Source organism: Pseudomonas putida (assembly GCF_003228315.1).
Taxonomy (GTDB): Bacteria; Pseudomonadota; Gammaproteobacteria; order Pseudomonadales; family Pseudomonadaceae; genus Aquipseudomonas; species Aquipseudomonas putida_S.
Window position 1 is genome coordinate 3,972,397 of record NZ_CP029693.1, and the last position, 14,251, is coordinate 3,986,647.

14 protein-coding genes are annotated in these 14,251 nt (G+C 58.8%); 3 read left to right on the top strand and 11 right to left on the bottom strand.

Translation table 11 applies throughout. From position 1 onward, the window contains the following. Positions 1–202 precede the first annotated feature (202 nt). Complete coding sequence (locus tag DKY63_RS18565) at positions 203–844, top strand: HD domain-containing protein (RefSeq protein ID WP_110965411.1); 642 nt, start codon at positions 203–205, stop codon at positions 842–844. 141 nt (positions 845–985) lie between these two features. Here the strand turns inward: DKY63_RS18565 and DKY63_RS18575 are convergent, their stop codons facing one another. The 8 genes from DKY63_RS18575 to DKY63_RS18610 form a co-directional block, all read right to left on the bottom strand. Further along, a complete protein-coding gene (locus DKY63_RS18575) occupies positions 986–1,876 on the bottom strand; it encodes an ABC transporter permease subunit (RefSeq protein WP_110965412.1) in 891 nt (296 codons plus the stop codon). Beyond that, positions 1,873–2,754, bottom strand: coding sequence for an ABC transporter permease subunit (locus DKY63_RS18580; protein ID WP_204354360.1), 882 nt, complete (start codon positions 2,752–2,754; stop codon positions 1,873–1,875). Before DKY63_RS18580 ends, DKY63_RS18575 begins: the two co-directional genes overlap by 4 nt. A 35-nt stretch (positions 2,755–2,789) precedes the next feature. Then, on the bottom strand, positions 2,790–3,932 hold the full coding sequence (locus DKY63_RS18585; RefSeq protein WP_110965414.1) for an ABC transporter ATP-binding protein: 1,143 nt from the start codon (positions 3,930–3,932) through the stop codon (positions 2,790–2,792). A 71-nt stretch (positions 3,933–4,003) separates the two neighbouring features. After that, positions 4,004–5,101 carry a polyamine ABC transporter substrate-binding protein gene (locus DKY63_RS18590; protein ID WP_110965415.1) on the bottom strand — a complete coding sequence of 366 codons (1,098 nt, stop codon included), beginning with the start codon at positions 5,099–5,101 and terminating at the stop codon, positions 4,004–4,006. Positions 5,102–5,344: 243 nt separating this feature from the next. Further along, entirely contained in the window at positions 5,345–6,457 is a 1,113-nt protein-coding gene (locus DKY63_RS18595) for a polyamine ABC transporter substrate-binding protein (RefSeq protein ID WP_110965416.1), read from the bottom strand. A gap of 170 nt (positions 6,458–6,627) precedes the next feature. Further along, complete coding sequence (locus DKY63_RS18600; RefSeq protein WP_110965417.1) at positions 6,628–7,992, bottom strand: aspartate aminotransferase family protein; 1,365 nt, start codon at positions 7,990–7,992, stop codon at positions 6,628–6,630. 59 nt (positions 7,993–8,051) lie between these two features. Beyond that, the gene (locus tag DKY63_RS18605) at positions 8,052–9,410 is read right to left on the bottom strand and encodes a glutamine synthetase family protein (RefSeq protein WP_110965418.1); all 1,359 of its coding nucleotides are present in this window, start codon (positions 9,408–9,410) and stop codon (positions 8,052–8,054) included. A gap of 38 nt (positions 9,411–9,448) precedes the next feature. Then, the gene (locus DKY63_RS18610) at positions 9,449–9,811 is read right to left on the bottom strand and encodes a hypothetical protein (protein WP_110965419.1); all 363 of its coding nucleotides are present in this window, start codon (positions 9,809–9,811) and stop codon (positions 9,449–9,451) included. A 278-nt stretch (positions 9,812–10,089) separates the two neighbouring features. On the opposite strand from DKY63_RS18610, the gene DKY63_RS18615 reads away from it, so the two are divergent. Then, positions 10,090–11,466 (top strand): glutamine synthetase family protein, encoded by a 1,377-nt coding sequence (locus DKY63_RS18615; protein WP_110965420.1) that lies wholly within the window; start codon positions 10,090–10,092, stop codon positions 11,464–11,466. 216 nt (positions 11,467–11,682) lie between these two features. Next, positions 11,683–12,318, top strand: a complete 636-nt coding sequence (locus DKY63_RS18620) for a TetR/AcrR family transcriptional regulator (RefSeq protein WP_110965421.1) — start codon at positions 11,683–11,685, stop codon at positions 12,316–12,318. On the opposite strand, the gene DKY63_RS18625 is transcribed toward DKY63_RS18620, so the two are convergent. From DKY63_RS18625 to DKY63_RS18635, 3 genes are all read right to left on the bottom strand, one after another. Next, complete coding sequence (locus tag DKY63_RS18625; protein WP_110965422.1) at positions 12,315–13,529, bottom strand: type II toxin-antitoxin system HipA family toxin; 1,215 nt, start codon at positions 13,527–13,529, stop codon at positions 12,315–12,317. The two genes, DKY63_RS18620 and DKY63_RS18625, sit on opposite strands and share 4 nt — an antisense overlap. Continuing rightward, complete coding sequence (locus DKY63_RS18630; protein ID WP_110965423.1) at positions 13,529–13,846, bottom strand: XRE family transcriptional regulator; 318 nt, start codon at positions 13,844–13,846, stop codon at positions 13,529–13,531. The genes DKY63_RS18625 and DKY63_RS18630 overlap by 1 nt, the downstream gene beginning before the upstream one ends. A gap of 162 nt (positions 13,847–14,008) precedes the next feature. Beyond that, positions 14,009–14,224, bottom strand: a complete 216-nt coding sequence (locus tag DKY63_RS18635; RefSeq protein WP_007967989.1) for a TOBE domain-containing protein — start codon at positions 14,222–14,224, stop codon at positions 14,009–14,011. Positions 14,225–14,251 lie beyond the last annotated feature (27 nt).

The following is a 14,251-nucleotide window of genomic DNA, read 5'->3' on the forward strand; positions in this document are numbered from 1 at the left end:
GTTCATCGCGAGCAGGCTCGCTCCTACAGTGGACAAGGAAACTGCGTGCAAACTTAGCCAATCCGGGGGCAACAAGCGAGGTTGGCACGATATGGATGCTCATTGGCCGGGATCGCAGCCATGGATCGATTGTTCGGTTTGGGGTGCACGAACACACTGAAACCCTCAGCGCCGCACCGGCGTCTAGCACGAGGAAGCCCCCATGAGCAGCACCATTGCCGGCATCAAAATCCCCGACAGTGCACTGGCCAATGCCGTCACCGAATACATCCGCGACGTCGAGTCCGATCTGCTTTACCACCACTCCCGCCGAGTGTTTCTGTTCGGCGCGTTGAGCGGCGAACGCAAGCAGCTGGCCTACAACCCGGAGCTGTTGTACGTCGGTGCGATGTTCCATGACCTCGGCCTGGTGGAGGGCTATCGCAGCGACACCGAGCGCTTTGAAGTCGATGGTGCCAACGCGGCGGCAGCGTTCCTCAAGCCTTACGGTTTCAGTGATGACGATATCGAACAGGTGTGGCTGTCGATCGCCCTGCACACCACACCGGGCGTGCCACAGCATCTGCGCCCGACCGTGGCATTGGTGACGGCCGGTGTTGAAATGGACGTGCTGGGCATGGACTACGCGGCGTTTTCCACAGTGCAGCGTGAAGCGGTGGTGCATGCGCATCCACGGGGTGAAGGGTTCAAGGAGTGCATCATCTGCGCCTTTGCCAACGGCTTGCGCCATCGTCCGCAGACCACGTTCGGCAATGTGAAGACGGATGTGCTGGTGGATCAGGAGCCGGGGTTCAAGCCGATGAATTTTGTCGAGGTCATTCGCAATTCACCGTGGGTTTCCTGAATCCAATGTAGGAGCGAGCCTGCTCGCGATAGCAGTGAATCAGGCAACACTTCAGTCGACTGACACTCCGCCATCGCGAGCAGGCTCGCTCCTACAGTTTGGATTTGGGTTGATCACGAAGATGTGATCAACCCATCAGGCTCAAGCCGCTTCCGGCGCCTGCGCGCGGCGCACTTCCGGTTGCTTCCAGGAGTCGGCTGCACCTTCTTCGATGGCTTGCTGGATCGCACGCTTGCGCGCTTCTTCGGCGCGACGACCGAAGAACCAGACCAGGAAGGTCATCAGCGATACCGCCAACAGAATCAGGCTGGCCACGGCGTTGATCTCGGGCTTCACGCCCAGGCGCACCGCCGAGAACACTTCCATCGGCAAGGTCGTGGAACCCGGACCGGACACGAAGCTCGCCAACACCAGGTCATCCAGGGACAGGGCGAACGACATCATGCCGCCCGCCGCCAGCGATGGCGCGATCATCGGGATGGTGATCAGGAAGAACACCTTGAACGGCTTGGCACCCAGGTCCATGGCCGCTTCTTCGATGGACAGGTCCAGCTCACGCAAGCGCGCCGACACCACCACCGCCACATACGCCGCACAGAACGTGGTGTGAGCGATCCAGATCGTCACGATGCCGCGCTCCTGTGGCCAACCGATCATCTGCGCCATCGCCACGAACAGCAGCAACAGCGACAGACCGGTGATCACTTCCGGCATTACCAGCGGCGCGGTGACCAGGCCACCGAACAGCGTGCGGCCCTTGAAGCGGGTGATGCGGGTCAGGACGAATGCCGCCAGGGTACCCAGTGCCACGGCTGCCACCGCCGTGTAGCAGGCGATTTCCAGCGAGCGCACCACCGAGCCCATCAGTTGCGTGTTGTCCATCAGGCCCACGTACCACTTGATCGACCAGCCGCCCCACACCGTCACCAGTTTCGAGGCGTTGAACGAGTAGATCACCAGGATCAGCATCGGCAGATAGATGAACAGCAAACCCAGTACCAGCATCAGGCTGGAGAAACGGAAGCGTTTCATTCTTTACCCTCCATTTCCTTGGCCTGACTGCGGTTGAACAGGATGATCGGCACGATCAGGATCGCCAGCATCACCACCGCCAGGGCGGACGCCACCGGCCAATCACGGTTGTTGAAGAACTCTTGCCAGAGCACTTTACCGATCATCAGGGTTTCCGGACCGCCAAGCAGTTCAGGGATCACGAACTCGCCCACCACCGGGATGAACACCAGCATGCAGCCGGCGATGATGCCGTTCTTGGACAGTGGAATGGTGATCTTCCAGAAGCTGTTGAAGGTGCTCGAACCCAGGTCCGACGCAGCCTCAAGCAAGCTTGCATCGTGCTTCACGAGGTTGGCGTACAGCGGCAGGATCATGAACGGCAGGTACGAATACACGACGCCGATGTACACCGCCAGGTTGGTGTTGAGGATCTGCAGCGGTTCGCTGATCCAGCCCATGCTCATCAGGAAACCGTTGAGCAGACCGTTGTTGCTGAGGATACCCATCCACGCATACACGCGGATCAGGATCGCGGTCCAGGTCGGCATCATGATCAGCAGCACCAGTACCGTCTGCAGCTCTTTGCGGGCACTGGCGATGGCATAGGCCATCGGGTAGCCGATCAACAGGCACAGGATGGTGCTGAAGAACGCCATCTTCAACGAGCCCAGGTAAGCCGAGATGTACAACTCGTCGGCGCTGAGCATGGCGTAGTTGCCGAGGTTGAGCAGCAGTTGCAGCTTCTGCTCGGCGTAGCTGTAGATTTCGGTGTACGGCGGAATGGCCACGTCCGCTTCGGCGAAGCTGATCTTCAGGACGATGAAGAACGGCAACATGAAGAACAGGAACAGCCAGACGAAAGGAACCCCGATGACCAGTTGGCGGCCACCGGGAATTATTCGATTGAGGCGGCGTTTGAATTTGCGCATGTTCATGAGCGAAGTACCACGCCGCTGTCGTCTTCCCAGTACACGTAGACCTGGTCACCCCAGGTCGGACGTGCGCCACGGCGTTCGGCGTTGGCGACGAAGGACTGGACGATCTTGCCGCTCGGCAGTTCGACGTAGAACACCGAGTGCCCGCCCAGGTAGGCGATGTCGTGGACCTTGCCGCTGGACCAGTTGTATTCGCAGGTCGGCTGGGTCGGGGTCACCAGCAGTTTTTCCGGACGGATCGCGTAGGTCACGGACTTGTCCTGCACCGAGGTGCTGATGCCGTGGCCGACGTAGATCTGGCGATCAAGGTCCTTGCAGGTGATGGTCGCGTGGCCTTCGGCATCATCGATCACTTCACCGTCGAAGATGTTGACGTTGCCGATGAATTCGCAGACCAGGCGGCTGGTCGGGGTTTCGTAGATATCGATCGGGCTGCCGATCTGGGCGATCCAGCCCAGGTGCATGATCGCGATGCGCTCGGCCATGGTCATGGCCTCTTCCTGGTCGTGGGTCACCATGACGCAGGTCACGCCAACGCGCTCGATGATCTCTACCAGTTCCAGCTGCATCTGCGAACGCAGTTTCTTGTCCAGTGCACCCATCGGTTCGTCGAGCAGCAGCAGTTTCGGACGCTTGGCCAGCGAACGGGCCAGGGCCACACGCTGACGCTGACCACCGGACAACTGGTGCGGCTTGCGCTTGGCGTACTGGGTCATTTGCACCAGCTTGAGCATGTCCGCCACGCGGGCATCGATCTCGGCGGCAGGCAGCTTGTCCTGCTTGAGGCCGAAGGCGATGTTCTGCGCCACGGTCATGTGCGGGAACAGCGCATAGGACTGGAACATCATGTTGATCGGCCGCTCGTAGGGCGGCATGTCAGTGATGTCTACGCCATCGAGGAAAATCCGCCCTTCGGTCGGACGCTCGAAGCCGGCGAGCATGCGCAGCAGTGTGGATTTGCCCGATCCCGAACCGCCGAGCAGGGCGAAAATCTCGCCTTTCTTGATTTCCAGGGACACATCGTCCACGGCAATCGTCTCGTCGAACTTCTTCGTGACCCGGTCGATTTTGACCAGCACCTGCTTAGGTTGCTGGTCGCCCTCGAGGGCTTTCTTATAGGCGCCGGAGGCAACTGCCATTTACGAAACTCCCAAAAAAAGACTGCAGTTCGCTCAAGGTGAGCCAACCTTGGATAGTTTGAGCCTTGAAGCTATTTGCCCGTCTTGACCGTGGTCCAGCTGCGGGTCATCAAGCGTTGAATGTTTGGCGGCAACTCGACCGACACGTAAGTCTTGTCGAGCACCTCTTGCGGTGGATAAACCGCTTCGTCGGTACGAATGGACTGTTCCATCAGTTTGTCCGACCCCGGGTTAGGGTTGGCATAGCCGACGTAATCACTGACCTGGGCAATCACCTCAGGCTTCAGCAAATAGTTGATGAAGGCGTGGGCCTCCTTGACGTTCTTCGAATCCTTGGGGATCGCCAGCATGTCGAACCAGAGCGCACCACCCTCTTTCGGAATCGAGTAGGCGATGTTCACGCCTTTCTTGGCTTCTTCGGCACGGTGTTTGGCCTGGAAGATGTCGCCGGAGAAACCGATCGCCACACAGATGTCGCCGTTGGCCAGGTCCGCGATGTATTTGGAGGAGTGGAAGTAGGTCACGTAAGGGCGCACCGAGAGCAGCTTGTCGGTGGCCTTCTTGTAGTCGTCAGGGTTGGTGCTGTTGGCATTGAGGCCCATGTAGTTGAGGACGGTCGGCATCATTTCATCCGCCGAATCCAGGAACGCTACGCCACAGCTGTGCAGCTTCTTGATGTTTTCCGGCTCGAACAGCACGCCCCAGGAATCGATCTTGTCGACACCCAGTACGGCCTTGATCTTGTCGACGTTGTAACCGATGCCATTGGTGCCCCACAGGTACGGCACGGCATAGAGGTTACCCGGGTCGTTCTGCTCCAGACGCTTGAGCAGAACCGGGTCGAGGTTGGAATAGTTGGTCAGCAGCGACTTGTCGAGCTTCTGGAACGCGCCAGCCTTGATCTGCTTGCCCAGGAAATGGTTGGATGGCACGACCACGTCGTAGCCGGTACGCCCGGCCAGCAACTTGCCTTCCAGGGTTTCGTTGGAGTCAAACACGTCATAGACCGGCTTGATCCCGGTCTCTTTCTGGAAGTCGGCCAGGGTGGTCTCGCCGATGTAATCGGACCAGTTATAAATATGCACGGTGCCGGCGGCCTGGACACTGGCGGCAAGCGTCAGTCCGGCGCCGAACAGCATGGCATTGCGCAACAAAGAAGAAATAGGCAAGTGGAGGTCCTCTAAAATTAGTTGGGCCCAAGTTGCCCCGCGTTACATGACAGCCGTGGCTGCATGGCAACAAAACCGGCGCGCAACTTACCCTCGAAAAACCATTCCAGCAAAACTTTTATACGGATAACTGTAGGAGCGAGCCTGCTCGCGATGGTCGTCAACGATAACGCTGGGTGCCTGACACCCAGCGGTGCTCTCAGGTTCATCGCGAGCAGGCTCGCTCCTACAGGGTTTTACTTATTACTTACCGGACTTAATGGTGGTCCAGGTACGGGTCATGATCCGCTGGGTCGCAGCCGGCAAGTCGGCAATGGCGTACAGCTTGGCCAGTACATCAGCCGGTGGGTAAACGCCCGGGTCGCTGGTGATGTCTTTATCGACCAGTGGCGTGGCAGCGGCGTTACCGTTCGGGAAACGTACGGCGTTGGTGATCTCGGCCATGATTTCCGGCTTCTGCAGGAAGGTCATGAACTTGTAGGCGCCTTCGACGTTTTCGGCATCTTTAGGGATGGCGACCATGTCGTAGAAGCTGCCAGCACCTTCTTTCGGAATGTTGTAGCTGACTTTCACCTTGTCACCGGCTTCAGCCGCGCGGGACTTGGCCTGGTACACGTCACCCGAGTAACCCACGGCCACGCAGATGTTGCCGTTGGCAAGGTCCGAGATGTACTTGGACGAGTGGAAGTAAGCGATCGAAGGACGAACCTTCATGATCAGGTCCTGGGCTTTCTTGATGTCTTCCTGCTTCTGGGTGTCGGTCGGCAGGCCCAGGTAGTGCAGCGCCACCGGAATCATCTCGGTTGGCGAGTCCAGCAGGCTGATGCCGCAGGACTTCAGCTTGGCGGCGTTTTCAGGCTTGAAGATCAGGTCCCAGGAGTCGACTGGAGCGTCGGCGCCCAGTGCGGCCTTGACCTTCTCGGCGTTGTAGCCGATGCCGATCGAGCCCCACATGTAAGGGAAGGCGTGTTCGTTACCCGGGTCGCTGACCGATACGGCCTTGAGCAGATCCTTGTTCAGGTTATCCCAGTTAGGCAGCTTGGATTTGTCCAGCTTCTGGTAAACGCCGGCCTTGATCTGCTTGGCCAGGAAGTTGTTCGACGGTACGACGATGTCGTAGCCGGACTTGCCTGCCAGCAACTTGGCTTCCAGGGTTTCGTTACTGTCGAAGACGTCGTAGACCACTTTGATGCCCGACTCGTCTTCAAACTTCTTGATGGTGTCCGGAGCGATGTAGTCGGACCAGTTATAGACGTGCAACACCTTGTCGTCCGCCTGGACCGCACCCGCCATCACGCCCATCAGGGACATGGCGAGGAGAGTCTTGCCAGCAAGCTTTTTTCCGAATGCCTTCATGCGTAATGCTCCAAATTTTTCTTTTTTTGAACCACTTTGTTCAGCGGCCGAACCTGGACGACTGGAACCGCGGCTAGTCTGGCAAGATCCACGGCGGTCTTTCAAGGAAAGGCCGCCGTTTAAGGATGCCCTGTGCGAAAGTTTCATCTATCCCGCTCAGAGCCTAGCACTTAGCCCTGCAACGCACTCAGGGTCAGGTCCAGGCACTTGCGGGCCTTGGTCACCAACTCATCGACCTCTTCTTTGCTGATCACCAGCGGTGGCGCGATGATCATGGTGTCGCCCACGGCGCGCATGATCAGCCCGTTATCAAAGCAGAACTGCCGGCAGATCATGCCAACGCCCTTGCCTTCGTAGCGCTTGCGCGTGGCCTTGTCCTGAACCAGTTCGATGGCCCCCAACAGACCCACGCCACGCACTTCGCCCACCAGCGGGTGATCGTTCAGCTCGCGCAGACGTTTCTGCAAATACGGTGCCGTTTCCGACTTGACGCGCTCGACAATTTTCTCGTCGCGCAGGATACGGATGTTTTCCAGACCCACAGCGGCCGCCACCGGGTGACCGGAGTAGGTGAAGCCGTGGTTGAAATCGCCACCTTCGTTGAGCACCGCCACCACTTCATCGCGCACGATCAGGCCACCCATCGGGATGTAGCCGGAGGTCAGGCCTTTGGCGATGGTCATCATGTCGGGCTTGAGGTCGTAGAAATCGCTGCCGAACCACTCACCGGTACGGCCGAAACCGCAAATCACTTCGTCCGCCACGAACAGGATGTCGTACTTGGCGAGGATTTCCTTGATGCGCGGCCAGTAGGTGTCTGGCGGAATGATTACGCCACCGGCGCCCTGGATCGGCTCGGCAATAAAGGCACCGACGTTGTCGACGCCGACTTCCAGAATTTTCTCTTCCAGCTGATTGGCCGCCCAGATGCCGAACTCTTCCGGGGTCATGTCGCCGCCTTCGGCGAACCAGTACGGCTGGGCGATGTGGACGATGCCCGGGATCGGCAAGTCGCCCTGCTCGTGCATGTAGGTCATGCCGCCCAGGCTCGCGCCGGCCACGGTGGAACCGTGATAGCCGTTCTTGCGGCTGATGATGACTTTCTTGTTCGGCTGGCCCTTGATTGCCCAGTAGTGGCGAACCATGCGCAGCATGGTGTCGTTGCCTTCGGAACCGGAACCGGTGAAGAACACGTGGTTCATGCCCTCTGGCGCGACATCGGCGATGGACTTGGCCAGTTCCAGGGCAGGCGGGTGCGCGGTCTGGAAGAACAGGTTGTAGTAAGGCAGCTCGCGCATTTGCTTGCTGGCAGCGTCCGCCAGCTCATCGCGACCGTAGCCGACCGCCACGCACCACAGGCCGGCCATGCCGTCGAGAATCTTGTTGCCTTCGCTGTCCCACAGGTAAACGCCCTTGGCATTGGTGATGATCCGCGGGCCTTTCTCTTTCAGCTGTTTGAAGTCGCTGAACGGAGCCAGGTGGTGATCGTTGCTCAGGGCTTGCCATTCACGGGTTTGCGGGTTGTTGCTGGTCATACGAATCTCCTAAAAAAATCAGGTTAAAGCGCTGCCCGATAGCGGCAGCGCCCGGCGCATCAGACGGCGAATAGCAGGAATTCCCGTTCCCACGAACTGATGACGCGCTTGAAGTTTTCATGCTCGGCCCGCTTGACCGCGACGTAGCCAGTGATGAAGTTTTTGCCCAGGTATTTCTCGATGGTCGAGCTGTTTTCCATGCGCTCCAGCGCATCTTCGATGGTCAGCGGCAGGCGCAGGTTGCGACGCTCATAACCACGGCCCACCACCGGCGCGCTCGGGTTGATGCCTTCAACCATGCCGATGTAGCCGCAGAGCAGGCTCGCGGCGATTGCCAGGTACGGGTTGGCATCGGCGCCCGGCAGGCGGTTTTCCACCCGACGGTTTTGCGGCCCGGCATCCGGAACCCGCAGGCCCACGGTGCGGTTCTCTTCGCCCCACTCCACGTTCACCGGTGCCGAGGTGTCCGGCAGGAAGCGGCGGAACGAGTTCACGTTCGGGGCGAACAGCGGCAACAGCTCGGGAATCAGTTTCTGCAGGCCACCGATGTGCTGCAGGAACAGCTGGCTCATGGTCCCGTCTTCGTTGGAGAAGATGTTCTTGCCGGTCTCGATGTCGATGATGCTCTGGTGCAAGTGCATGGCACTGCCCGGCTCACCGGTCATCGGCTTGGCCATGAAGGTCGCCGCCACGTCGTGCTTGAGCGCGGCTTCGCGCATGGTGCGCTTGAACACCAGGATCTGGTCGGCCAGGGACAACGCATCGCCGTGACGGAAGTTGATTTCCATCTGCGCCGTGCCGTCTTCGTGGATCAGCGTGTCGAGGTCCAGTTCCTGCAGTTCGCACCAGTCGTAGACGTCTTCAAACAGCGGGTCGAATTCGTTCGCCGCTTCGATGGAGAACGACTGGCGCCCGATTTCAGGGCGTCCGGAACGACCGATCGGCGGTTGCAGCGGATAGTCCGGGTCGTCGCTGCGCTTGGTCAGGTAGAACTCCATTTCCGGCGCCACGATCGGCTGCCAGCCCTTGTCGGCATAGAGTTTCAGGACCTTCTTGAGCACGTTGCGCGGCGACAGCTCGATCGGGTTGCCCTGCTTGTCGTAGGTGTCGTGGATGACGATGGCGGTCGGCTCGATGGCCCAGGGCACCGAGTACACGGCGTTCTGGTCGGGGCGGCAGATCATGTCGATGTCGGCCGGGTCGAGCAGCTCGTAATAGATGTCGTCTTCGACGTAATCGCCGGTCACGGTCTGCAACAGCACGCTCTCTGGCAGACGCATGCCTTTTTCGGCGATGAATTTGTTGGTCGGCGAAATCTTGCCCCGGGTAATCCCGGTCAGGTCCGCGATCATGCATTCGACTTCTGTGATCTTGTGGCTTTTCAGCCAATCAGTGAGCTGGTCGAGGTTGTTACTCATAAATGCCTCTAGGCTTTGAGTTTCCTGACACCTGTGTGTCAGGCGATGTTTGACGCATCGGCGTCGCGTTGAACTATGTATCTACCACAGGCTATCGAATCATTTGCAGACAGCCCGGCAAATACAGGGCGTGCAGAATCGAGAGCGGAACCCTGCACGAAGGCCGAGCCGCTATTGTGAATCGGTTCTATATTGATTGGAGTAACCGTAATGGGTGTGCCATCGACGCCGTCCAGAATAACGGACGGGGATGAGCCCTTCGCCGGGGAAGCGGAGATTGCCGACAGGCCCTTGGCCGCGAAGGCCCGGGTGTCGACCAGAAGGTCGCCATGGATGTGATAAGCATGCAAACCGTTCTGCGCAGAGCAGGCGGTGACGCCGATTATCGGCAGGCGAGACATGAAGCACCCCGGTATTATTGCTGTTATGGGTTTGATCCGAGCTTAGCCTTGTTCATTTTTTTACACAACACCCCCGTAAAAAATACAACACGGCCCGCTCAAGCCTGCGGAAGTCATAGCGTCAGTGGCTATAAAAACGCCCCAAAGTGCCTCAAAAAAGCCACACGAGCCCTTTTTGAGGGCAAAAAAGGCCTCGCTTGACTTCGGCATGCCGTTCGGGTTGACTGGAATCCGAAAAGATCAATGATTGATATTTTTAACAACAAAGGTGTTGCATCATGTCGGTACCCCCGCGTGCCGTTCAGCTCAACGAAGCGAACGCGTTCCTTAAGGAACATCCTGAGGTTCTGTACGTTGACCTTCTGATTGCGGATATGAATGGTGTGGTGCGCGGCAAGCGCATCGAACGCACCAGCCTCCACAAGGTTTACGAGAAAGGCATCAACCTGCCGGCCTCTCTTTTTGCTCTGGATATCAACGGTTCGACGGTGGAAAGCACCGGCCTGGGCCTGGACATCGGTGATGCTGACCGAATCTGCTATCCAATCCCCGATACCCTGTGCAACGAGCCATGGCAGAAGCGCCCGACCGCGCAACTGCTGATGACCATGCACGAACTCGAAGGTGACCCTTTCTTCGCCGACCCGCGGGAAGTCCTGCGCCAGGTCGTGACCAAGTTCGACGAGCTGGGCCTGACCATCTGCGCCGCGTTCGAACTGGAGTTCTACCTGATCGACCAGGAGAACGTGAACGGCCGTCCACAGCCGCCGCGCTCGCCGATCTCCGGCAAACGCCCGATCTCGACCCAGGTGTACCTGATCGACGACCTGGACGAATACGTCGACTGCCTCCAGGACATTCTGGAAGGTGCAAAAGAGCAAGGCATCCCGGCCGACGCCATCGTCAAGGAAAGTGCGCCGGCGCAGTTCGAAGTGAACCTGCACCACGTGGCCGATCCAATCAAGGCCTGCGATTACGCGGTCCTGCTCAAGCGTCTGATCAAGAACATCGCCTACGACCATGAAATGGACACCACCTTCATGGCCAAGCCGTACCCAGGCCAGGCGGGTAATGGTCTGCACGTCCACATCTCGGTGCTCGACAAAGATGGCAAAAACATTTTTGCCAGCGAGGATCCCGAGCAGAACGCCGCACTGCGTCACGCGATCGGCGGTGTGCTCGAGACCCTGCCGGCGCAGATGGCTTTCCTCTGCCCGAACGTCAACTCCTACCGTCGTTTCGGCGCACAGTTCTACGTGCCGAACTCGCCAAGCTGGGGCATCGACAACCGTACCGTGGCCGTACGCGTACCAACCGGTTCGCCGGACGCCGTGCGTATCGAACACCGTGTCGCCGGTGCCGACGCCAACCCGTACCTGCTGATGGCTTCGGTCCTGGCCGGCGTGCATCACGGCCTGGTCAACAAGATCGAGCCGAACGCCCCGGTGGAAGGCAACAGCTACGAGCAGAACGAGCAGAGCCTGCCGAACAACCTGCGCGATGCACTGCGCGAGCTGGACGACAGCGAAATCATGGCCAAGTACATCGATCCGAAATACATCGATATCTTCGTCGCGTGCAAAGAGAGTGAGCTGGAGGAATTCGAACACTCCATCTCCGACCTTGAGTACAACTGGTACCTGCATACCGTTTAAGCGGTTGCTGTAAAAAAGAACGCCGCTGGCCGATAAAGCCTGCGGCGTTTTTTTATGGCCGCCTTCGGCGGATCGCGAGCAGGCTCGCTCCTACAGTTAATCGCGCTGCATGGACGGGCACCGTTCCCTGTGGGAGCGAGCCTGCTCGCGATGGGGGCCGACAAGACAACACAGATGCCTGCTCGTACAATGCCCCCTGCCCCGCAGGAGACTCCCATGACGCGCACCGCCAGCCCCCGCAAACCCCGCGCAGCCAGCCAGGCCCGGATCGACTCGATTCTCGAGGCGGCCCGCACGCTGTTGGCAGCCGAGGGCGTGGCCTGCCTGTCGATCTACAGCGTCGCCGAGCGCGCGCAGATCCCGCCCTCCTCGGTCTACCACTTTTTCGCCAGCGTCCCGGCCCTGCTCGAAGCGCTGACTGCCGATGTCCACGCCGCCTTCCGCGCCTGCCTGCAAGCAACCATCGATCACCAAACGCTCAACAGCTGGCGTGACCTGTCGCGACTGGTGGAACAACGCATGCTGGATATCTACAGCGCCGACGCCGCCGCCCGCCAGTTGATCCTCGCCCAGCACGGCCTCACCGAAGTCACCCAGGCCGACCGTCAGCACGACATCGAACTGGGCGACCTGATGCACAAACTGTTCGATCACCATTTCGAATTGCCGAAGCTGCCGGACGATGTCGATGTGTTTGCCCTGGCCATGGAGCTGGGGGACCGGGTCTATGCACGCTCGGTGCAACAGCACGGGCAGATCACCCTGCGCATGGCCGAGGAAGGGATGCGGGTGTTTGATGCGTATCTGGGGTTGTACTTGCCGCCCTACCTGCCAAAACGGCTGAGGCCTTAAATCTGCATTCGGAATGAGCCGATGGCTGCCAGTGCCAACTCCAGCTCGGCGCCTCCCAGCAAGCTTGCATAATGCTCACGAAGTTCCGCTTCCCAACCGATCACTCCATCCAGGTGATCGGCCGTCTGCTGAGGCGTGAGCGCAAAGTGCGTGCAATGACTCAGCAAGTTCTCTCGACTGATGACTCTTCCATGCCGTCCAACCGCCATCGAAAGATTGGGCGGGGATGAACCATCCAGCCCAGGCACCACGTCATACATCGGCGCCAATCGCCAGCGGCCTTCAAGCCAGAGAATCGCGTGGTTCTTCGGGTGATCGTCGTCGTTGCCCACCAATGCGTTGAAGCACATGCGAACGAACAATTCATGCAAGTCTTCGTCCGGCACTCCCCGGCGCTTCATCTCGTTGGCCAAACCGGCATAAGCCCAGGCGCTGCGGTCATTGGTTTTCCATTCGGCGTCCAGCAACGTCAAGGCACTGAGCATGGGCACGCGTCGTCCGGCGTCTGCCGGGGGCTGACGGTCGAAGCGCTTTATCAACAGCGTCGAGGGCACCCCGGCATACAGCCCGGTCCTGGCAACGTTCAATCCCTTGAGCGCGGCAAACGTCATGCAGGCATGCTCCATCGCCGGGACATCGCAAGCGTCATAACGGTCACGTGGCTTGACCAGAATCAACACCCCCTGATCCTGCAGAGTTCGTTTCGGTCTTGCGCCACCGAGTGATGAACGTTGCTTGCGAAGTTTCAGCGTTTTGATGGCTTCGTCATCGAGCTGATTATCAAAAATCGCTTCGGTCGCTTCGATAAAGGGAGCCAGGCCTTTGAGTGTCGGCAATGCTTCTTGCCCGATGCCTTCAGGCGGATGCCGTGTCTGCCCGGCCATCAAGTTCCCGGCGCGATCATTGTTGGGGGATTTGAGCAGGTAATCGAGCGTATCCAGATCGGTTCGATGCAGGTCATGCAGCACCCGCTCACCCCAGCCATCAGGCATGGCATCGTTGATGAACCCGGGCACGCCACGATTTTTCGTGATGCCCGAGAAAGGCTGCGCGCGCAGCGGGTATCGAATGTGATCTGGCACCCAACCCTTCGTGGCCACGTAATCGGGGTCGTAGGTGAATTCACCCACACCATTGCTGAGAATCAGCCGTCCGAGCGTAATCACCTGCCCGGTTTCAGGATGCTCCATGTAGATGTAGGCCCTGGCCATCAAAAATCCTCCCTGGCTTTGGGCAGGCGGACGCGCCGGGCGTTCGAGGAGTCAAAGGCATTAAGCACAGTGATCGGTTTGGCCTGAAGGTTCTGAAACACCTCTTGGACCAGACCCAATTGCCACAGCACCAACATGAAAGAACGCAGCTCCACCGAAGGATCGCCGGCCTCGATTTTCCTCACGGTCCTCTCGGACATCGACAGGCTTGCCGCAAGGTCTTTTTGCCGCTGCTTATGCTGTAGGCGCCGCTGCTTGACCAAAAGCCCGATGGAATAGAGGCTATCAGCACATTCGAGAGGAAAAAAATCGCTCATAAAGCGCATCCTGATGCTGTTAAAACACGTTAAGCAGCACTATAGCACCTCATAAAACCAACAGAGATGTGGTTATCCCTGGACAAAGCTACTTATCGAGCGCCCTGAAATAAAAAACCCCGAAGGGCTCAAACCCTTCGGGGTTGTCGTTTACGCACAGGCTTACAACTTGGCGATCGATACCTCGGTGGATTTCACGAAGGCGATCACTTCGCTGCCCACCGCCAGTTCCAGCTCTTTCACCGAGCGGGTGGTGATGACCGAAGTGACGATGCCGGAGGCGGTCTGCACGTCGATTTCCGACAGCACATCGCCCAGGACGATTTCCTTGATGGAGCCTTTGAACTGGTTGCGTACGTTGATGGCTTTGATAGTCATGATGTGATTCCTGTCGTGGGATAAGGC